Origin of the sequence: uncultured Eubacterium sp., assembly GCF_945980375.1 — a bacterium.
In the GTDB taxonomy this organism is placed as follows: Bacteria; Bacillota; Clostridia; order Oscillospirales; family Acutalibacteraceae; genus Eubacterium_R.
The window spans coordinates 19,857-40,314 of the sequence record NZ_CAMFQO010000016.1 but is presented as its reverse complement, the minus strand read 5'-3'; the positions used below and the strand labels follow the sequence as shown (position 1 = coordinate 40,314).

Annotated in this window: 18 protein-coding genes and 1 pseudogene; all 19 read right to left on the bottom strand. The window is 42.8% G+C overall.

What is annotated here, in order from left to right; genetic code table 11:
- Nucleotides 1-97: 97 nt before the first annotated feature.
- Nucleotides 98-337: an RNA-binding S4 domain-containing protein gene (locus Q0P34_RS05630; protein ID WP_294954076.1), complete on the bottom strand. Its 240-nt coding sequence runs from the start codon at nucleotides 335-337 to the stop codon at nucleotides 98-100.
- A 63-nt stretch (nucleotides 338-400) separates the two neighbouring features.
- Nucleotides 401-676, bottom strand: a complete 276-nt coding sequence (locus Q0P34_RS05625) for an HU family DNA-binding protein (protein WP_294954073.1) — start codon at nucleotides 674-676, stop codon at nucleotides 401-403.
- A gap of 21 nt (nucleotides 677-697) precedes the next feature.
- Nucleotides 698-1,507 (bottom strand): nucleoside triphosphate pyrophosphohydrolase, encoded by an 810-nt coding sequence (mazG, locus tag Q0P34_RS05620; protein ID WP_294954071.1) that lies wholly within the window; start codon nucleotides 1,505-1,507, stop codon nucleotides 698-700.
- Nucleotides 1,508-1,562: 55 nt separating this feature from the next.
- A complete protein-coding gene (locus Q0P34_RS05615) occupies nucleotides 1,563-3,263 on the bottom strand; it encodes an oligosaccharide flippase family protein (RefSeq protein WP_294954090.1) in 1,701 nt (566 codons plus the stop codon).
- Between the two features lie 55 nt (nucleotides 3,264-3,318).
- The gene (locus tag Q0P34_RS05610; RefSeq protein ID WP_294954068.1) at nucleotides 3,319-3,741 is read right to left on the bottom strand and encodes a hypothetical protein; all 423 of its coding nucleotides are present in this window, start codon (nucleotides 3,739-3,741) and stop codon (nucleotides 3,319-3,321) included.
- Between the two features lie 107 nt (nucleotides 3,742-3,848).
- Nucleotides 3,849-5,273 (bottom strand): coproporphyrinogen dehydrogenase HemZ, encoded by a 1,425-nt coding sequence (gene hemZ, locus Q0P34_RS05605; protein ID WP_294954065.1) that lies wholly within the window; start codon nucleotides 5,271-5,273, stop codon nucleotides 3,849-3,851.
- Between the two features lie 6 nt (nucleotides 5,274-5,279).
- Entirely contained in the window at nucleotides 5,280-5,891 is a 612-nt protein-coding gene (locus Q0P34_RS05600; RefSeq protein ID WP_294954062.1) for an MBL fold metallo-hydrolase, read from the bottom strand.
- The gene (gene dtd / locus Q0P34_RS05595) at nucleotides 5,891-6,343 is read right to left on the bottom strand and encodes a D-aminoacyl-tRNA deacylase (protein WP_294954060.1); all 453 of its coding nucleotides are present in this window, start codon (nucleotides 6,341-6,343) and stop codon (nucleotides 5,891-5,893) included. Before dtd ends, Q0P34_RS05600 begins: the two co-directional genes overlap by 1 nt.
- An 8-nt stretch (nucleotides 6,344-6,351) precedes the next feature.
- The gene (locus tag Q0P34_RS05590) at nucleotides 6,352-8,559 is read right to left on the bottom strand and encodes a bifunctional (p)ppGpp synthetase/guanosine-3',5'-bis(diphosphate) 3'-pyrophosphohydrolase (protein WP_294954058.1); all 2,208 of its coding nucleotides are present in this window, start codon (nucleotides 8,557-8,559) and stop codon (nucleotides 6,352-6,354) included.
- A complete protein-coding gene (gene recJ, locus Q0P34_RS05585; protein ID WP_294954056.1) occupies nucleotides 8,552-10,576 on the bottom strand; it encodes a single-stranded-DNA-specific exonuclease RecJ in 2,025 nt (674 codons plus the stop codon). Before recJ ends, Q0P34_RS05590 begins: the two co-directional genes overlap by 8 nt.
- Nucleotides 10,576-10,899 carry a phosphoribosyl-ATP diphosphatase gene (hisE, locus tag Q0P34_RS05580; RefSeq protein ID WP_294954054.1) on the bottom strand — a complete coding sequence of 108 codons (324 nt, stop codon included), beginning with the start codon at nucleotides 10,897-10,899 and terminating at the stop codon, nucleotides 10,576-10,578. The genes recJ and hisE overlap by 1 nt, the downstream gene beginning before the upstream one ends.
- A 15-nt stretch (nucleotides 10,900-10,914) precedes the next feature.
- Nucleotides 10,915-11,247: a phosphoribosyl-AMP cyclohydrolase gene (hisI, locus tag Q0P34_RS05575; protein ID WP_366783717.1), complete on the bottom strand. Its 333-nt coding sequence runs from the start codon at nucleotides 11,245-11,247 to the stop codon at nucleotides 10,915-10,917.
- Entirely contained in the window at nucleotides 11,244-11,957 is a 714-nt protein-coding gene (gene hisA, locus Q0P34_RS05570) for a 1-(5-phosphoribosyl)-5-[(5-phosphoribosylamino)methylideneamino]imidazole-4-carboxamide isomerase (RefSeq protein WP_294954052.1), read from the bottom strand. The genes hisI and hisA overlap by 4 nt, the downstream gene beginning before the upstream one ends.
- Nucleotides 11,957-12,535, bottom strand: coding sequence for an imidazoleglycerol-phosphate dehydratase HisB (hisB, locus tag Q0P34_RS05565; RefSeq protein ID WP_294954050.1), 579 nt, complete (start codon nucleotides 12,533-12,535; stop codon nucleotides 11,957-11,959). Before hisB ends, hisA begins: the two co-directional genes overlap by 1 nt.
- An 18-nt stretch (nucleotides 12,536-12,553) precedes the next feature.
- A complete protein-coding gene (gene hisD, locus Q0P34_RS05560; RefSeq protein ID WP_294954047.1) occupies nucleotides 12,554-13,837 on the bottom strand; it encodes a histidinol dehydrogenase in 1,284 nt (427 codons plus the stop codon).
- 8 nt (nucleotides 13,838-13,845) lie between these two features.
- Nucleotides 13,846-14,496, bottom strand: coding sequence for an ATP phosphoribosyltransferase (gene hisG / locus Q0P34_RS05555; RefSeq protein WP_294954083.1), 651 nt, complete (start codon nucleotides 14,494-14,496; stop codon nucleotides 13,846-13,848).
- A 6-nt stretch (nucleotides 14,497-14,502) separates the two neighbouring features.
- A pseudogene (gene hisZ / locus Q0P34_RS05550) lies at nucleotides 14,503-15,462 on the bottom strand (ATP phosphoribosyltransferase regulatory subunit); the annotation flags it as partial.
- A gap of 97 nt (nucleotides 15,463-15,559) precedes the next feature.
- Nucleotides 15,560-19,396: a PolC-type DNA polymerase III gene (locus Q0P34_RS05545; protein WP_294954044.1), complete on the bottom strand. Its 3,837-nt coding sequence runs from the start codon at nucleotides 19,394-19,396 to the stop codon at nucleotides 15,560-15,562.
- Nucleotides 19,396-20,439: a flavodoxin-dependent (E)-4-hydroxy-3-methylbut-2-enyl-diphosphate synthase gene (gene ispG, locus Q0P34_RS05540; protein WP_294954041.1), complete on the bottom strand. Its 1,044-nt coding sequence runs from the start codon at nucleotides 20,437-20,439 to the stop codon at nucleotides 19,396-19,398. Before ispG ends, Q0P34_RS05545 begins: the two co-directional genes overlap by 1 nt.
- Nucleotides 20,440-20,458 lie beyond the last annotated feature (19 nt).

Genomic DNA, 20,458 nt, shown 5'->3' with positions numbered 1-20,458 from the left:
GACAGCTCCCCTTTATTGCATAAAAGGGGCGCCAAATATATTTTCTTTTGGCGTGTTTCAGCCCACTTTGTCAGCAGTCTGACGTGTAAGCAGATGATTACAGCGTTTTATACATTTTAAGAGCATCCTCCTTCAAGGCGTGCTCACAAACCTCAAGTACCTCATAGGTGCGTTCATTCTGACCGAGGGAAACCTTTATTTTATCCCCTACCTTAACATCGTACGATGCCCTTGCAGGCTTTCCGTTAACCTCCACTCTGCCTGCGTCACATGCCTCATTGGCAACTGTTCTGCGTTTAATAATACGTGACACCTTCAAATACTTATCAAGTCGCATACAAAATCTCCTTTACATAGTAAAACAAGGTGCTGAAACAGCACCTTGTAAATTAGCAAATAATTATGCGTTTACAGCATCCTTAAGAGCCTTACCTGCCTTGAAGCCAGGAGCCTTTGAAGCAGGGATTTCGATCTTAGCCTTTGTCTGTGGGTTAAGACCTGTGCGAGCTGCTCTTTCCTTAACTGCGAATGTACCAAAGCCAACAAGAGCAACCTTATCGCCTTCTGCAAGAGCTGCTGTGATAGCATCAAATGTTGCTGCTACTGCTGCTTCTGCATCCTTCTTTGACAATTCTGCCTTTGCAGCTACAGCTGCTACCAATTCAGTTTTATTCATAATAAATACCTCCATTGCCGATTACTCGGCATTTTTTATTTTCTTAGCCTTGTCCCACAGCTCGTCAAGCTGTTGAATTGATGATGATTTCATATCTATGCCCTGTTCTTTTGCCATTTGCTCAACCAGTGCAAAGCGAGATAAAAACTTATCGGTAGATGCCGTTAAAGCTTCCTCGCTGTCTGCACCGACGAAGCGCGAAATGTTTACGCAAGAGAAAAGAACATCTCCGAGCTCGTCATCAATTTCAGCCTTTGAGCCATGCTCCATAGCTGTTTTTAACTCATTAATTTCTTCATAAAGCTTTTCAAAGGCTCCATCTGCATTATCCCAATCAAAGCCGATCTTTGCCGCCTTGTGCTGAATCTTTTGTGCACGCATAAGAGCAGGAAGCTCCCTCGGTACAGATAGCATTGATTCGGTTTGAGTCTTTTGCCCCTTTGACTTTTGCTTTGCGTCATCCCAGCTATTGAGAGCCTGAGCCGTGTTTTCGGCAACCACATCTCCAAAAACATGCGGATGGCGGACAACAAGCTTTTGTACAATATCGTTTGCTACATCATCAAAGGTAAACGAGCCTTTTTCCTCCTCCATTTGAGTATGGAGAACAACCTGAAGAAGAACATCACCCAGCTCCTCACGAAGCATATCGGAGCTATTTTTGTTAATAGCCTCAACTACCTCATAGGTTTCCTCTATAAAATTCTTTTTTATAGATTCGTGGGTTTGCTCCCTATCCCACGGGCAACCGCCCGGTGCACGAAGGACTTTAATTATTGCTACAAGATCATCAATATTATATCTTTGTTTAATCTCAAAACCCTTTGCCATAGCCAAAATCCTCGTGTCGCGTCTTTGATTAATATACACTATTTAAGCCGTAATTTCAAGCATTTGCTTTATTTTTTTTGCTGACAAAATCACGAAAAAACCTTCTAAAATTCAGCATACCGCACAAAAAGCACAATATACAGTACACAGAAACAACAAACAGACATTTTACAATGATATTTACTATTGAAGAATTTATGCCGATAAGATACAAATCCATATGCTTATACACAAAAAGCGTAGCTATTCCCGCAAGCACAGGCAAGACAAAAATCTTAATAAAGCTTATCCTTGTTTTTGTATTTTTGCACACTATTGCAATACACCAGCCGGATAAAACCGCATATCCTACAGCCCCGCTGATTACAGCACCGTAAAGAATATATTTACCGTTGCCGACAAGCAATACATTCAGAGCAACCCTTATGATTCCCGACACGGCATAAGGCAATATTGATTTTTTTGCAAGGCCGACCGCCTGAACGGAAAACACGGCAGTGCCTGCAAGTGAATACAAAAAAGCAGTCAGCGACAACGCCTTAACCAAATCAACGGTTGATGCGGCAATATCAGGAGAGCTTTTGCCGTAAAGGAGGTTAAGTATATCATCGGCACAAGAATAAAGAATTATTCCGCCGATAACAGACAAAAGCATTGTGTATTTGTAAATTGAATTAACAAGTGCTTCAAAGCGCTCACGACTACCCTGCTCAAACGCACGGCTTATTGCAGGAACAGAAGCAACACCGAGAGCCATTGTTATACTCGGAATAAGATTTTTGAAATCCAATGCCGATGAATACAAGCCGTACATATAGGTTGGCAAATCCTTATCGGCTGCCTGCACGGTACCGCCCATTTGCATAAGCATAGACTTTATGGCTACGATGTTAAGCCTACCGAGAGCGACCTGAATACTTGCAGTATCTAAAAACTGAAATATGCTTTGAACACCGGTACTGATCATAATAGGAAATGAAAAAAGCAACAGCTCCCTTTGACTGCCGCGAACATCACAGGCTTTAACGGTAGGTTTGCCGTTAAACAATGAATAGCACCACAAAAAGCACAGACCTGCTAACGCACCGAGGGTAACCCCGAGCATTGCAAAGGCAGATGTATACGGATAAATTGCACTTAATGCAGCCGCTTCATTTTCAAAAGCCTTGTCAAGCACCATACCCGTTTTTTCATATTCGGTGACAAAATACACCATTGACATACGGGCAAACAACAAACCGAAAATCATTTTGAACAAAGCCTCTATGGTTTGGCTTATCGCAGTGGGAATCATATTGAGAAAGCCCTCGTAATATCCCCTGTAAGATGCCGCCATTGATGAAAAAAGCACCGACGGAGCAAGCACTGCAATAGTGTACACGGCTGACGGTGAGCCGGCAACAAGCAAAGAATACTGCCTTGACACCGCAAGCAACAAACACATTCCCGCCAAGCCAACAGCAACAAAAAGCCTAAATGAGCCTTTTTTAAGCGATGCTACCCTTTGCTCGTCGCCCTTTGAATTGTAGGTGCTGACAAGCCTTGACAACGCAATTGGAAAAACGCCCATTGTGATTGCGTGAACAGGCATAAACAAATTGTAGGCATAGGCAAAATATCCCCTACCTATGCCTCCTATAAATGCAGTAAGAGGAATTTTGTAAACAGCGCCCACTGCCTTTACAATTACGGTTGACAAAAGTAAAACAAAGGCAGACGACAGATATTTATTCTTTAGGCTTGACAAACAAATCACCAACAAAAAAGAACGGTGATAGAACACCGTTCAATAAATTTGTATTACTCTGTTGTTATTCTACCTCAACAACCTCAACCTCGGAATCGTCAACAACAACATCGTCTGCCTTTTTTGTATTAATCTTTGCATCAACCTGTGATGCAATAGCCTCCTTAAAGGCATCAATCTCTGCCTCTAAAAACTCTGCCTGGCTTTTGAGCATAATGATTTCCTCGCAGGTTGCGTTAAGCTCATCCTGCTCTACCTCGCCACCGTCATAAATGGTAAACTGTTGCTTACCGAACTTTTCGTAAGCCTTGGCGAGCTTAGTCTTTGTATCAAGCAGCTCAATCTTTTTGCGTGAGATTTCTAATGCCTCGGCACTTTTTTTGGCATATTCCCTGGTCTTATTAATAACCTCTTCAATGCTGCCGTTCTTTTTTGCGTTGTTGATAACCTCATCAACAGAATTCAATACATCGTTAAAATTTCTCATAACTACACCTCTCGGTATTATTATATTACAAATAGTAGATTAATGCAATACCAAATGTGATAATTAGTGAAATTTGTACATATTACAACAAGTGTATCTGTACAATACTATTCACTGTAAAAATCAAATATTCCCTTTTTTCTTGAGATTATCTGCTCAAAATTATTGATATATTCATAAGGATACTTGTAATTATATATCCTTTCAATATGAGTGGTTTTTGGATTTTTCAGCTTTATTACGGCTCCTGCACCTGCCGCCAAAACAGTATGCGTTTCATCCATCATAAAGATGTTGTACAAGCAGTCATAGCCATCCCTTGCATAGCCTACGTTTTCAAGATTACCGAGTGACTTGCTTTGGCGGTACATATAATACGGATTATATGCGTTTTGAGTCAGGGTATTGTACGAATAATCTATCATTTTTGTTGCAAGGCTTCTTTTCGTTAAATCGAAAAGCTCATTTTCGGTACACAGATATGCGCCTGATTTTAGGGCAAGATTATGTACTGTAATACTTTCCGGGGAAAGATTGATTGCAGTATCTATGCTTTGCTTAAAGCTGTCAAACGTATCCGAATTAAGCCCTGCAATAAAATCCATATTGATATTACCAAAGCCCATTTGTCTTGCAAGGTTATAGACATCTACGGTTTGCTTTGAAGTATGCCTTCTGCCAATGCTTTTAAGCACATCATCATTAAAGGTTTGAGGATTAATGCTTATTCTTGAAACATTATGCAAAAGCAGAGTATCAAGCTTTTCCCTTGTCACAGTATCGGGTCTGCCTGCTTCAACGGTATATTCACGCACGGTCGACAAATCAAAGCTTCGCTCAATAGTGCCGAGCAGAGCATCAAGCTGTGACGGCGAAAGTGTTGTGGGTGTTCCTCCGCCGAAATACACGCTTTCAAGCCTTAATCCCAATTCCTTTGCGACAGAGCCTGTATATTCAAGCTCCTTGCATAAAAGCTCGACATACGGTTCTATCAGCTCCTGTGCATTTGCTATGCTATGTGATACAAACGAGCAATAGGAGCATCTGCTTGGACAAAACGGAATTGATACATAAAGCGAAAACGAGTTGTCCGACGACAGCTCAATTATCCTGTTTTCTCTTTCCATTACAGCAAGAGCAAGGTCAATTTTCTTTTGCTGTACCTTATCGGACAAGAATTTTTTTACCGCACCGTCTCTGCCGACAGACTCAACGGTTGCATGCATCAATCTTGCAGGGCGCACACCGTAAAGTATACCCCATGGCATTGTGTATCCCGTTAATTTGCTCAAGGTATCATATAACAAAACAGAAAGCTCATGAGCAACATCGGCATCGGAAGGGATAGTACGGCTTTGCTCCTCAAAACGAGAAAATGCTCTAACACGCACCGATAAGGTATTATTTTCTTTTTTTGTTTCTATCACAACATTGTCGTCGCCGTCTGTTTTAAGCTTTTCAAGAGGAAAAAACATTACGGCAATTTTTTCTGTATGATAGGCACAATCGTGGTTTATATTCCTAATTATCATATCAAGCTATCTCATATACGGATTATTTGAGCGTTCAAAATCAAGCGTTGTAATACTGTTATGACCTGTGTAAACCTTGTAATCACCGTCAAGTTCCTTTAGCCTTTTAAGTGATTGAGCCATTTGCTGAGGTGAGCCCGACGGAAAATCCGTTCTTCCACAGGAGCATCTAAACAAAGTATCGCCTGAAAAAATACAGTCCTGTGCAATATAGCATACACTGCCGCTTGTGTGACCGGGAGTTGACATAACCTTAATTTTTATATCACCAAGCTCAATTTCGTCGCCGTCATCAACAAGAATATCGGCATCAACATTGTTTTGCTCTGCATTACAAAAAGCCGCCAACGAAAGCCTTGAGGAATTAAGCATAGGTGCGTCTGTCTTGGAAATAACAATTTTTGCCCCGTATTTTGCCTTAATATCACGGGCACCTGTAATATGGTCAAAATGACCGTGGGTTAACAAAATATAGCACAAATCCGTGTTTCCGATTAAATCGAGCATTTTTAGGCTGAATTCTGTACAATCAACCAAAGCGGATTTATTACTGTTTTCATCAACGATAAGGCAACAATTATTATCCATCGAGCCAAAGCTGTCGTACAAAACCCTCATTAGTGAAGCTCCTTTGAATCAAGCAAAATTGTAACAGGACCGTCATTAAGAATTTCAACAGCCATATCTGCGCCAAACTCACCTGTTTCCACTCTTTTTACACCTGCGTCCCTCATACCCTGAACAAAATATTCATACAATGCGTTTGCTATATCGGGAGGGGCAGAAGCAGTGAACGACGGACGTCGTCCGTGTGAGCAATCTGCAAGAAGCGTAAATTGAGATACAACAAGTGCCTCACCGTCAATATCAAGCAGGCTCTTATTCATCTTGCCGTTCTCATCCTCAAAGATACGCAGAACAGGCACCTTTTTCAAAAGCTTATCGGCATCCTGCTGTGTGTCACCGTCCTGCACACCGAGAAGGATCATTAATCCCTGCTCGCACGAGCCGACAACACTGCCGTCTATTTTTACATTAGAGTGCTTAACTCTTTGAATTACTGCCTTCATAAAATCTCCTACTGATCACTTCTTTCAATAAGATAAACGCCGTCAATCTTATTGAGAAGCTTGATAATTGCATCCAAATGCTCCTTATTATTTACGGTAATTGTCATAGAGGTTAAGCAATTTCCGTCATTAATAGGTCGAGCATTAAGTGTGTGCATTTTTACATGAGCATTAACTATTGTAGTTGTTATATCAAGAACTACACCGTCACGATCAATAGCATAAACATTAAGCGAGGAGCGAGCCTCAACCTTAATTTTGCTGTCCCAATGAGCATTAACCCATCGCTCCGGCTCAGGACTGTTTTCTATATCAACAGGAACATTTTTACAATCCCTGCGGTGAACGGTAAGTCCATGTCCTCTTGTGATAAAGCCGATAATATTTTCACCGGGCAGAGGATTACAGCACCTTGCCATATTGATAAGGCAGTTATCTATTCCCTCGACAACTACACCACCTGAGGACTTTGGTTCTCTGTTAACCTGCTCAATCTTGTTTGATGCAGGTACGGCAACCGGCTCCTTAACCTTCCAATTACGGTTGTATTCGTCCTTGATACCGGGCATCATTCGGCTGATTTGAACACCGCCGTAGCCTATGGCAGCATAAAAATCATCAACGGTATCAAAGTGCTGACGCTCGGCAATTTTTTTAACAAATTCCTCGTAGGCATTGCCCTCAAAGCGAAGAAAGTTTTTCTTAAACTCATGCTCAAGATCCTGCTTACCCTGAACAATATTTTCCTCTCGTTTTTCCTTTTTGAACCACGCACGAATCTTGGAGCGTGCCTCGCCTGTTTTAACGATGCCCAGCCAATCTCTTGAAGGTCCCTTGCCCTGTTGCTTTGATGTAATAATTTCAACAACCTGACCGGTACGCACAACTGTATCAAGCGGTACTATCCTACCGTCAACCTTTGCACCCGTCATCTTGTTACCTACTGCAGAGTGAATAGCATAGGCAAAATCGATTACGGTTGAGCCCTTAGGAAGTGACTTTACATCACCGCGAGGAGTAAACACATAGATTTCATCTATGGACAGGTCACCCTTAATGGACATAACCATATCCTCTGCATTGTCGGCTGAATCGCCGTTTTCAAGCATTTTATGAATCCACTGAAGGGAGGAGTCAAAATTATCCGCTCCGCCCTTGCCTATCTTATATTTCCAATGGGCAGCAATACCGTACTCTGCAGTGCGGTGCATATCCCAGGTACGAATTTGAATTTCGAACGGAATACCCTTTTTGCTCAAAACCGTAGTATGAAGCGACTGATACATATTAGGCTTTGGGGTGGAGATATAATCCTTAAATCTACCGGGGAGCGGAGTGAACATATCGTGCACAACGCCAAGTGCGTTATAGCAATCAATCATTGAATTAACGATGATCCTTACCGCATAAATGTCGTAAATTTCCTCAAAGTTTTTGCCCTTAATGTACACCTTACGGAATATTCCGTGAACGGATTTTACACGGGAGGTTATTTGAGCCCCGGGCATAATAGGCTCAATTTTTTCCTTAATCTGACTTTTTATATCATCAAGAAAATCCTTGCCCTCGCTCATTTTCATAGAAAGAGAGTCTTCAATTTCCTTATAAGCAATAGGGTCAAGATACCTTATTGCAATATCCTCAAGCTCCTCCTTAAATGCACGGATACCGAGACGGTGTGCAATAGGAGCATAAATTTCAAGAGTTTCAAGCGATTTTTCGCGTTGCTTATATGCAGGCATATGCTCAAGGGTACGCATATTATGCAGTCTGTCTGCAAGCTTAATGATAATAACACGCACATCCTGATTCATTGCGATAAACATTTTGCGAATGTTTTCCGCCTGCACCTCCTCCTTTGTGGAAAGAGGAATTTTGCCAAGCTTTGTAACACCGTCAACAAGCACGGCAACCTCCTCGCCGAAATGCTCCTTAATGAACGCAAGGTCATAGGTTGTGTCCTCAACGACATCGTGAAGAAGTGCGCCTACTATACATTCGTTATCCATTCCGTAATCAAACAGAATTTTTGCAACGGCAACAGGGTGCATTATATAAGGCTCACCCGAGCGTCTGCGTTGGTCCTTATGAGCCTCGTACGCTAACGAATACGCCTGCTGTATGAGCTTACTGTTATAGCTTGGATTTTTTTTGACTTCCCCAAAAAATTCATCAAACTTATCGTTATAATCTTCTAATTTTATATTCTCACTCAATGTCTAATCTTCCCTTCAAAGCCTTTAGAATAGGTGTATCCTCAAGATTTACCTTTTCCTTTGGAATATTGAGAGTTATACCTTTTTTATAATTTATCAGCCCTGCCTGTGAAAAAGCCTTTACGGCAAACATAAGCTGACCGTATGTTATCCTTTCTTGGAGTCTAAAATACAAATAATCAAGAGAATATGCGTAGCCGTTATTATTCTTCAAGAACCTATACACATAAGCACAATCATCTCTTGACGGATAAAGCGATGCTTCAACCTGTCCTGAATAACGATACAAATCATAGGCTGACTTTTCCTTAAAATACTTATCCTCATCAACCGAAGAAAGACGAATGTCAACTGCCTGAACAGACAGATATGTTTTGCCGTTATATAAGTTTTTGTTTACCCTGACAGCAAGATTAAGCTCGTCACCCGGCTGATACGGAAATTCGTTAAACGGTGAAGAAAAACGAACAACTCTGATTTTAGTATCCTTTTTCTGCAAATCAAGACGAATATGCTTTCCGTCGCTAAGCGGAGAAGCATTAACAAGCTTTAGGCGGTAAATACCGAAAACCGCAGGAGGATTGCCTGCGCCGTAAGGCTCAAGCACAGCCATAGAATCCACCAAATCCAAATTAAGATATGAAGGAGCAAGCTTAAAATCAAGAGTAAGCTCCGGCTGCGGCATAACGGGATAATGCTCTATCGCATAAGCATTAATGTCATTTGAAAACCTTTCAATCATATCTGCCTCAAGCGTAATGCCTGCTGCAAGAGGATGTCCGCCGAACTGAACAAGGTCATCACTGCAAGCTGTGATAGCCTCAAAAATATTAAAGCCCTCTACACTTCTTGCCGAGCCACGTGCAACATTGTTTTCATCAATACCTATTACAAATGTAGGCTTGCCGTATTTTTCCAAAATATGTGCGGCGGCAATGCCAATAACTCCGTGGTGATACCCTTTACCTGCAACAACAATTACAGGAGAGGACACAAGACGGGGATTGCTTTGAACCTGACGGTTAACGTCATCCAATATGTCTTGCTCTACCCTTTGACGATTTATGTTTTCCTCATTAAGCACATTACAGGCGGACAAGGCCTGCTGTGCGTCATCACACAAAAGAAATTCAACGGCACGTTTTGCATCGCCCATTCTGCCCATTGCGTTTATTCTTGGGCAAATTTGAAATGCAACATCCTGTGATGTAGCAGGAGAACTGTTTTTGTTTACAAGCGGTGCGATGGCTTTTCGAGGATAATTGTTTATTTTTTCAAGGCCTTTGCGGACAAAGGCTCTGTTTTCCTCCCTCAACGGCATAACATCGGCAATGGTGCCGATTGCAACAAGGTCAATATATTCATCAATTATCTGCTCAACGTTATCCTCATCCATTGCAACAGCAAGCTTGAAGGCTACTCCCACTCCGCAAAAATCACGAAAATCAATATTATTTTCATCTCTATGCGGATTTACTACCGCCTCTGCCATAGGAAGCCTGCCTTCGGTAAGCTGGTGGTGGTCTGTTACAACCAAGGACATACCGAGGTCATAAATATGCTTTGCCTCGTCAAATGCACTAATGCCGTTATCAACAGTAACAATGAGGCTTACACCCCAAGAATGAATGGTATCAACAGCATGCATATTCAAGCCGTAGCCCTCATTTTCTCTGCTTGGAATATAGTAGCAGACATCTGCACCTCTTTTTCGCAAAAAATCCACAAGAAGAGCTGTCGATGTAACACCATCGCAGTCATAGTCGCCGTAGATACAAATTTTATCGCCGTTATCCATTGCCTCGCCGATAGCAAAAACAGCCTCATCCATATCAACAAAATCAAACGGCGACGACAAAACAAACTCGTCTGCCATAAAGTTTACGGCATCCAAGTCGTTGACAATTCCTCTTGATACCATTAAAAAAGCAACAAATGGGTCTATATTAAATTTTTCACTTAACTGCGAGGCTCTGTCCTTGTCGGCCTGCCTCACTACCCATTTTTTGAACGCCATTATGAATTCTTATCTACCTTATGAAACTGTTTAAGATTGCCTGCCTTTTGGGCACGCTTTTCAAGCACAGCCTCAACATCCTCTATTGTAATATTTTCATTTACCATCATAACAAGAGTATGATAAATCAGGTCGCATATTTCACCGACGGTTTCGTCCTTAACACCGTTTTTAGCGGCAATAACCATTTCTGTGCTTTCCTCGCCGACCTTTTTCAATATTTTATCGAGCCCCTGCTCAAAAAGATAGCAGGTATATGAGCCCTCCTCCTTTGCGTCCTTACGGGCAAGGATAGTTTCGTAATCATTTCTTATATAATCCATAGTAAAAGCCTTTCATCATTCAGCCTTGCTGAACTCTATATCATTAAAAAAGCAGGTGTGATTACCTGTGTGACAGGCGGCACCTGTTTGTACCACCTTGATAAGCAGAGTATCGTCGTCACAGTCACCCTTAATATCGGTAATTTTTTGAAGGTGGCCGGAGGTTGCTCCCTTATTCCAAAGCTCCTGACGGCTTCTTGACCAAAACCAAGTGTACCCGGTTTCAAGAGTTTTTTGCAAAGACTCCCTATTCATATACGCGAGCATCAAAACCTCGCCTGTTGACTCCTCCTGAATAACAGCAGGAATAAGCTCTGACTTTTTGAAATATTTTTCTACATCAATCATTTGCAAACCTCCACAGCCTGTTTCAAATCGAGTGTACCCTTATAAATTGATTTGCCGCAAATTGCACCGTACAGGCCTTTGTCATTAAGAGCAATAATATCATCAATATTTGTAACCCCGCCCGAAGCAGTAATGTCACACGACACCGCCTTGTTAAGAGCGGTCAGCTGTTCAATATTGGGACCTGACAATGTGCCGTCCTTTGAAATGTCGGTATAGATAATGGTTTTAACACCCATATCCTCCATTTGCCTTGCAAGGTCAATATAAAAGGTATCCGAGCCCTCGGTCCAGCCTTCAGTTGCTACAAAGCCGTTTTTGGCATCAATTCCGACAGCAATAAGGTCGCCGAATTCCTTAACGGCTTCCTTTACAAGTGCAGGATTTTTTAGGGCAACCGAGCCTAAAATCACTCTTGAAATGCCGTTACTTGCATAATAATCTATATCCTGCATTGTGCGAATACCTCCACCGAGCTCAACCTTTAGTGAGGTTTGATTTGCAACATCAACAAAAACCTGATGATTAACCCTCTTTTTTTGAACAGAGCCGTCCAAATCTACCATATGTATCCACTCGGCACCGGCGTCAACAAAGCCTTGGGCAGTTTGCAAAGCATCCTCAGCGACCTGCTCGGCAGTTGAAAAATCGCCCTTAAAAAGCCTTACGGGCTTGCCGTCAATAATATCAATAGCCGGAAAAATTATCATTACAATACTCCCTTTGTAGAAAGGACAGAGCCGTCCTTATTTTTTGCAACCGCAATTTTGAGAGCGTGAGCGGCGGCCTTAAATATTGCTTCGATTTGATGGTGAGCATTTGCTCCGTACGGAACATTGATATGCAGGGTTATGCCTGCATTTTCAGCGAATGCACGCCAAAATTCTTCTGTTACACAGGTTTCGTAATCACCGCAAAGCTCCTGCTCAAAGTGTGCATTAAACACAAGAAACGGGCGGTTTGAAATATCAAGAGATACCTGTGCAAGACTTTCGTCCATAGGGATAGAAAATGTACCGTATCGCTCTATACCTGCCTTGTCGCCGAGAGCCTGACTAAATGCATTGCCGAGCGCAATGCCTGTATCCTCGACGGTGTGGTGAGTATCAACCTCAAGGTCGCCCTTTACATCAAGGCTTAAGCCAAATCCACCGTGTACGGCAAAGGCTGTAAGCATATGGTCAAAAAAACCAATGCCTGTTGAAATGCTTACATCTCCGCCGTCAAGGCAGAGGCTAAGCTTTATCTGTGTTTCCTTTGTATTTCTTTCTACAGTTGCAGTACGCATATAAATCCCCCTTCAGTTTTATTCAAATCTTACCTTAACGGAATTTGCATGAGCAGTTAAACCCTCGGAATTTGCAAGCTTTATAATATCATCCTTTGCGTTGCGAAGCTCGGCAGGAGTGTAGTAAATAAACGAAGATTTTTTAACAAAGCTGTCCACACCGAGAGGAGAGAAAAATCTTGCAGTACCCGATGTCGGAAGCACGTGGTTTGGACCTGCATAATAGTCGCCGAGAGGTTCCGGTGAAAAATTGCCGAGGAACACAGAGCCTGCATTATCTACCCTGCCGATATACTTTAACGGCTCCGAAATGCAAAGCTCAAGATGCTCGGGTGCAAGCTCATTTGCAAAATTAATTGCCTGCTCCAAATCCTCACATACTATGATTTCGCCGTAATTTTCAAGGCTTTCGCGTATAATCTCCTGACGCTCGAGCGTCTTAACCTGCTTGTCAATCTCGTGCAGGGTTGCCCGCGCCAAGTCAACAGAGGTTGTAAGAAGAATTGCAGATGCCATTTTGTCGTGCTCTGCCTGCGACATAAGGTCGGCGGCAAGGAATGAAGGATCTGCGGTTTTGTCGGCAACAATAAGAATTTCGCTCGGTCCTGCAACCATATCAATATCAACAATGCCGTAAAGCAATTTTTTTGCCGTTGCAACAAAAATATTACCGGGACCGACAATCTTGTCAACCTTTGGAATCTTTTCTGTACCGAATGCAAGTGCGGCAACAGCCTGTGCGCCACCTACAAGGAACACCCTGTCTACTCCCGCAACAGCAGCTGCAGCCATAATGTTAGGGTCGGGATTTCCGTCCTTTGCAGGAGGAGTTACCATAATGATTTCCTTTACACCTGCTATTTTTGCAGGCACGGCATTCATCAACACCGATGACGGATAAGCAGCTGTTCCACCGGGAACATAGATACCAACCCTATGTAAGCCGCGAACACGCTGTCCCATAATTACGCCATTTTCCTTTGTCATCATCCAAGATTGCTGTGACTGACGCATATGAAAATCATAAATATTATCCTTTGCCTTGACAATGGCAGACTTAAATTCATCATCCACCATATCAAGATATTGATTAAGCTCGTCCTTTTCTATAACGCTCTTTTTCGGCACTCCGCCGTCAAATCTTACGGTAAACTCCCTTACTGCATCATCACCGTTTTCCTTAACCTCTGCAATGATGTTTGAAACAATGCTGACAATCTTTTCATCGGTTTCAACATTTCGTTTTTTAAGATTCTCGATAACGGCATATTCCGCCTTGCCGTTTGCTCTTGTAATTTTCATATTTCCTCCTATATCACTCGGGATGCAATCTCTAAATCGTTCAAAAATTCCTCTATTTCAGCCTTGCGAAGCTTCATAGAAGCCATATTTACTATAACTCGTGCAGAAATCGGGAATATTTCCTCAACAACCTCAAGTCCGTTTTCCTTAAGGGTTGAGCCTGTTTCAACTATATCGACAATACCGTCGGCAAGACCTAAAAGCGGAGCAAGCTCAACACTGCCCTCAATCTTAATAACCTCTACGTCCATACCCTTTGATTCAAAAAATTCCTTTGCAACCTTTGGATATTTTGAGGCAACGGTTTTACGCTTATAGCCGGAAAAGAAATCCGTTCCCTTTGTACAGGCAAGTGCAAATCTGCATTTACCGATATTCAAATCAATAACCTCGTAAAAGGAACTGCCGTGCTCAACAATTGTATCCTTGCCTACAACACCTATATCGCAAACTCCGTGCTCAACATAGGTGATGACATCGGGTGCCTTTGAAAGCACGGTTTCGTATTTATCAACAGGAAGAATAAGCCTCCTACCCTTGTTTTCAAGCTCGGTTGTATCAAGCCCCATGGTTTTGAAAAGCTCAACGGTTTTTCTTTCAAGCCTTCCCTTGGTCAAAGCAATACGGATAGGTCGTTCAACATTTATTACCTCGCGCATTGCCTCGCATAACGCAGTCACCTCAACGGCAAAGCCGATAGCAGGTGCAGGCATACCGAATTCGCCGAGCAAATTATCGTATCTACCGCCCGAAAGCACAGAAATGCCGGAGCCCTCGGCATAGCCGTGGAAGATAATACCTGTATAATAATTGGAACGGTTTACAAGACCGAGGTCAAGAATAATGTAATCCTCAAGCCCCTCATCACAAAGACGGTTGTAAACAGTTTGAAGATACTGCAATGCCTGCTGAAATGCGGAATCGGAATAAAGCTTCTTTGCCTCATCAATAACCGAAGCATCACCGAACAGACGAGGCAAACGACGAATAACTCTTGTTTCGGCTGTATCACCGATTTTGTCAAGCAAATCACCGAGTGCGGCGTAATTCTTTGATTCTATACAATTAATGATGTCTGCCCTAACGGTTTGTGCAATATCCATTTTGCCGAGAACAACATTGAAAAATACGGCATTGCCTATCTCGAGCTTAAATGAATTAAGGTTGCTGCGCTTTAGGCTATCAACAGCCATTTTTACAATTTCTATATCCGCATCAAACGAGCCATCGCCTATAAGCTCCACACCGCTTTGAGCAATTTCGCTCGGTCTGCCTGCCAGATCCTTTGCTCTGACAAATACAGGCTGATTGTAATACAGGCGTACAGGGAGCTCCTCGTTATGCAAACGGGTGGCTACCATACGGGCAATTGGCATGGTGTTATCAGGGCGAAGAACGGTTGTTCTGCCGTTTGAATCGGACATCTTGAACATCTCCTGCGCCTCTATACCCGTGTTGTCGCTCTTAAAAACATCAAAATATTCTATTGAAGGAGTGATAACCTTTCTGTATCCGTTCTCCTTAAACAAAGCGGAAAGCTCATGCTCGACAGTTCTCCTGTCATCGCATTCCTCAAACAAATAATCTCTGCTTCCCTGCGGTGTAATCTTTGAATATCTTTTCATAATTAATACATATTTCCGTGGAAATACTGTCCCTTTCGTTGTTATACTTTAGTGCGTTAATATATTACTACGATAAAGCACCAATGTCAATACTAATTTAGAACAGAGAAATCTGTGTGGTTTCCGGCAAATCTCCGAGTGCTCCCGCACCTCTAAGTGCATCAACAACAGACTTGCCCACACCCGGCTCATTTGCCAAATCATCCGACGCGATAAAGCCGTCAGGATTACGCTCAACTGCATCGGCAATCGCCTGTGCCGCAGTTTCGCCTATACCATCGATTGCAGAAAACGGAAGTCTGATTTTGCCGTCCTCTATTTTGTAAACACGCCAATCCGACTTGTACAAATCAACCGGCAGAAATTCGTAGCCACGGGCAAGCATCTCTATTACAATCTGCAAAACAACATACTGCGATTCTTCCTTGGCGGTTGCGTCATTGCCCTTAAGCTTGATTTCGTTCATTTTTTTCTTTACCGCTTCCTTGCCCTGAACGGCGGCAACGGCGTCAATAGCGCCTCCGCGAACGGTAAAGTATGCACTGTAAAATTCAACAGGATAATATATCTTGTACCACGCAATACGAAGAGCCGCAATAACATATGCTGCCGCGTGAGCCTTTGGGAACATGTACTTGATCTTGTAGCAGGAGTCAATATACCACTGCTCAACACCTATGGTTTTCATTCCCTCCTCATAAGGAGGAAGCTCCTTTGTTGCCTTGCCCTTACGTGTGTACTCCATAATTTTGAAGCAATCTTTTTTGGTAAGAGGAGCTTGCTTGCCCGTTTCTCTTTCATATGCCTCAAGCTTATGGATAAGATATGTCATAATGTCGTCACGGCATCCGATAACCTCGGAAATCGTACAAGTGCCATGCTTAATAAGCTCCTGTGCATTTCCGAGCCACACATCGGTACCGTGTGAAAGTCCCGAAATTTGAAGCAGGTCGGCAAAGGTTTTAGGCTGTGCCTCCACAAGCATACCGACAACAAACGGTGTGCCCATTTCAGGAATGGCCAGCGTGCCTGTATCATTATCTATATCATCTCTTGTTATACCGAGCGGAGCACACGAGGTAATAAGCTCATAAAGCTTTGGATCGCACAAATCAACATCCATAACCGGAACACCTGTTGCATCCTCAAGATACTTATAAAGTGTCGGATTATCGTGGCCAAGCTCGTCAAGCTTGAGAAGAGTATCGTGAAGTGAATTCTTAAAGTCAAAATGAGTTGTATATGTACCCTTCTTTTCATCGTTTGACGGATACTGAATGGGTGTGAAATCTTCAACAGAATATTTGTCGGGCACAACAACCATACCGCCCGGGTGCTGACCGGTTGTTCTTTTGATACCCGTACAACCAACGGTCAGACGATCTATTTCTGCTCTTGATGTGATGTTTGTAAGCTCTCTTTCATCAAGATATTTTCTTACGTAGCCATATGCGGTTTTGTCGGCAACGGTAGCCATTGTACCTGCCTTGAACACATATTCCTTACCAAACAGTTCCTCGGTAAATCTATGAGAGCGAGATTGATATTCACCGGAAAAATTAAGGTCAATATCAGGCTCCTTGTCACCGTCAAAGCCAAGGAAGGTTTCAAACGGAATTTCGTGTCCGTCTCGCTTCATAGGCTCACCGCAGACAGGACAATTCTTTTTTGGAAGGTCAAAGCCGGAGCCATACTCGCCGTTAAGGAAAAATTCGCTGTGCTTACATTTTTTACAGTAATAATGAGGTGCAAGCGGATTAACCTCCGATATACCGCCGAAATGAGCTGCAAGTGACGAACCTACAGAGCCTCTTGAGCCAACCAAATATCCGTTGCGCTCGCTTTCCTCTACCAGTCGCTTTGCAATTACATAAAGCACACCGTAGCCGTGAGAGATGATTGAGTTGAGCTCTCGTTCAAGACGGGAGGCAACATATTCGGGCACAGGGTCGCCGTAAAGCTCCTTTGCTGTTGCCCAGCACTTTTCGGTAAGCTCCTCGTCAGCACCTTCGATATAAGGCTGATATGTTCCCGGAGGAATAGGCGGAATATTATCTTGAATCATATCGGCAATCTTGTTTGGATTGTCAATAACAAATTCCTTTGCCCTATCACCTGCCCAAGAAAATTCCTCGAGCATTTCGTCGGTTGTCTTAAAATACAGCGGTGCCTGATTATCAGCGTCATCAAAGCCCTTTGAAGCCATAATAATTGCCCTGAACTTAGCATCCTTTTCATCAAGAAAATGAACGTCACCCGTGGCAACAACAAGCTTGCCCTGCTTGTCCGCAATTTCTACAAGTCGCTTATTAAGATTAATCAAATCTTCTTCACTGTTGATGCCGTCGTGAAGCTCCTTGGTAGACCTTATCATAAAGGCATTATTGCCGTTTGGCTGAATTTCTATGTAGTCATAAAACTGTGCGAGTCGTTCTATTTCTTCCTGACTTTCGCCACGCAGAATAGCCTGAATAAGCTCTCCCTGCTCACACGCGGAGCCTACAAGAATATCATCTCGCTTTGATTGAAGCAATGATTTAGGTATAAGCGGTCTGCCCTTAAAGGTCTTGACATTACTGTGGCTTATCAGCTCATAAAGATTTTTTCTGCCGCGGTGAACAATTCCGTCCTCGGGCTCATCCATAACAGGTCGCCAATTCTCATCAAGTCGCATAGGCATTGAGTTATCAGCCTTAACAAGAAGAATAATGTGATGACGGCGAAATTCCTTCATCTTCATATTCATAAAATCAGGATAAAGGCTGTCATCAACTAAATACCCCTCCATACCCAAAATCAGCTTGATACCGTTAGCCTTTGCCGCCGCATAAGCCTCGGGCAAAGCCTGTACTACTCCGTGGTCGGTAACGGCGATAGCCTTATGCCCCCACCTTGCCGCACGTGCAACAAGCTGCTTGGGCGTATTGATACCGTCCATATCGGAAAAAGAGGTATGCAAATGGAGCTCTACTCTTTTTTCGGGAGCATTATCTGTTTTTTCTATTTTCTTAACCGATTCGATATTATTAGGTCGGATAAGGTATTCACCCGAAAACTGGTCATACTGGTAAATACCGTTTACAATCACGGTGCCCGCTGACTCAATGTTCTTTATTATGGGGTCAATAACGGAATTCTTATCAAACAGCTTTACCGAAATTGATGATGTGTAATCCGTGATGTCAAATGTAAATATGCGAGAATCTCCCCTTTTTGTGTCACGCACATCGGTTTTAAGCACATCGCCCCAAACGGTAATAAAGCCATCCTCGGGCATTACCTCCTTAACAGGCTTTGGCAAATCCTTAATAGGTCTGCCAAAAATCTGCTTTCTTGTATCGGCATAAAGGGGCAAATCTCCAAGTTGAATATGGGGAACATACTGCTCCTTTTCAGCCTCCTCCTTTGCCTTTTGGGCAGCCTTTTCCTCTACAGCCTTGCGCACTGCCTGCTCCATATCGAATGCCTCAACCTCAAGAAACGAAACGTCATCAAGGTCTACTCCGAACATTTCATAAACTCCGGCAATAATTTCCTTGCCGATATTTTGTGACTCAAGAAGATCCCTGCCTCCGTTTTTAAGGCAAACGGTCAGCACATTATCCTCAAGCTCTGCATCGGCATTGTCAAAAAATCCGTTTACAACAGGGTTAAGACAGCCTATCCTTGAAAGCACGGCGCCTACCGTTTCAACACTGAACAGACTGCTCGGATATTTAATATTTAACACAGCTGTTTTTAGCTGTAGATTTTTTTCAAGTGATTTTTGAACTCTTACAACAACGGAATAATCCACAATCCTGTCAAGCATAATGCCAACCTCAAGTGATCTGTTACTCCTGCTTACAGCAAATTTTGTAATTTCTCCGCTGCCTATAACAGCCAAATCGTTATCGTTTATATACGGTGAAAAGTAGTCATAAAGCTTATTCATTACAAATTTTCAATCTCTTTCATCAATTCATCTAACAAATTTTCTTCAGGGACCTTGCGTAATATCTCACCCTTCTTAAATATCAGACCGCAGCCGTCACCGCCGGCAACACCGATGTCTGCCTCCCTTGCTTCACCGGGGCCGTTAACTATACAGCCCATAACAGCAACGGTGATTGGCTTTTTGCAATCTCTTAATCTTTCCTCAACTCTTTGAGCAAGACCGACAAGGTCAATCCTTGTTCTGCCACAGGTCGGGCAGGAAACAAGATAAGGGCAATCTGTTTTTAATCCTATTGCCTTTAGAATATCAAATGCGGCATATACCTCTTTAACAGGTGCATCCGTAAGGCTTACACGAATTGTGTCGCCTATACCGTGAGTGAGCAGTGACCCAATACCGACAGCGGATTTGATGATACCCATACGCTCTGTGCCCGCCTCGGTTACACCCAGATGAAGCGGATAGCTGCATTGCTCGGCTGCAAGCTCATATGCCTTAATCATTGTGTTTACATTTGATGATTTGATGGAAATAACAATATCATCAAAATCAAATTTTTCCAAAAGTGAAGCATGGTACAGCGCAGACTCTACCATAGCCTGAGGAGTAGGAGAGCCGTATTTGGCAAGAATCTCCTTTTCAAGCGAGCCGGAATTTACGCCTATTCTTATAGGCAATCCCTTTTGCTTACAAATATCTGCAACAGCCTTAACCCTATCCTGTGAGCCGATATTGCCGGGATTGATGCGAATTTTGTCAATACCTCTTTCTGCCGCACCCAATGCCAAGCGATAGTCAAAATGAATATCTGCAACAAGCGGAACCGTAGTTGCATTTTTTATAGGCTCAATCAAAGCAAGTGCTTCTTCGTTAGGGATAGCAAATCGTATTACCTGACAGCCTGCCCTTTCAAGCTCAACTGCTTGCTTAACGGAGCCGTCAATATCCGTTGAGGCAACATTAAGCATACTTTGAACCAATACAGGACTGTCACCACCGATAAAGGTGTTGCCGATTTTTATTTTTTTAGAAATTCTCATATCAAATACCCCAATACAT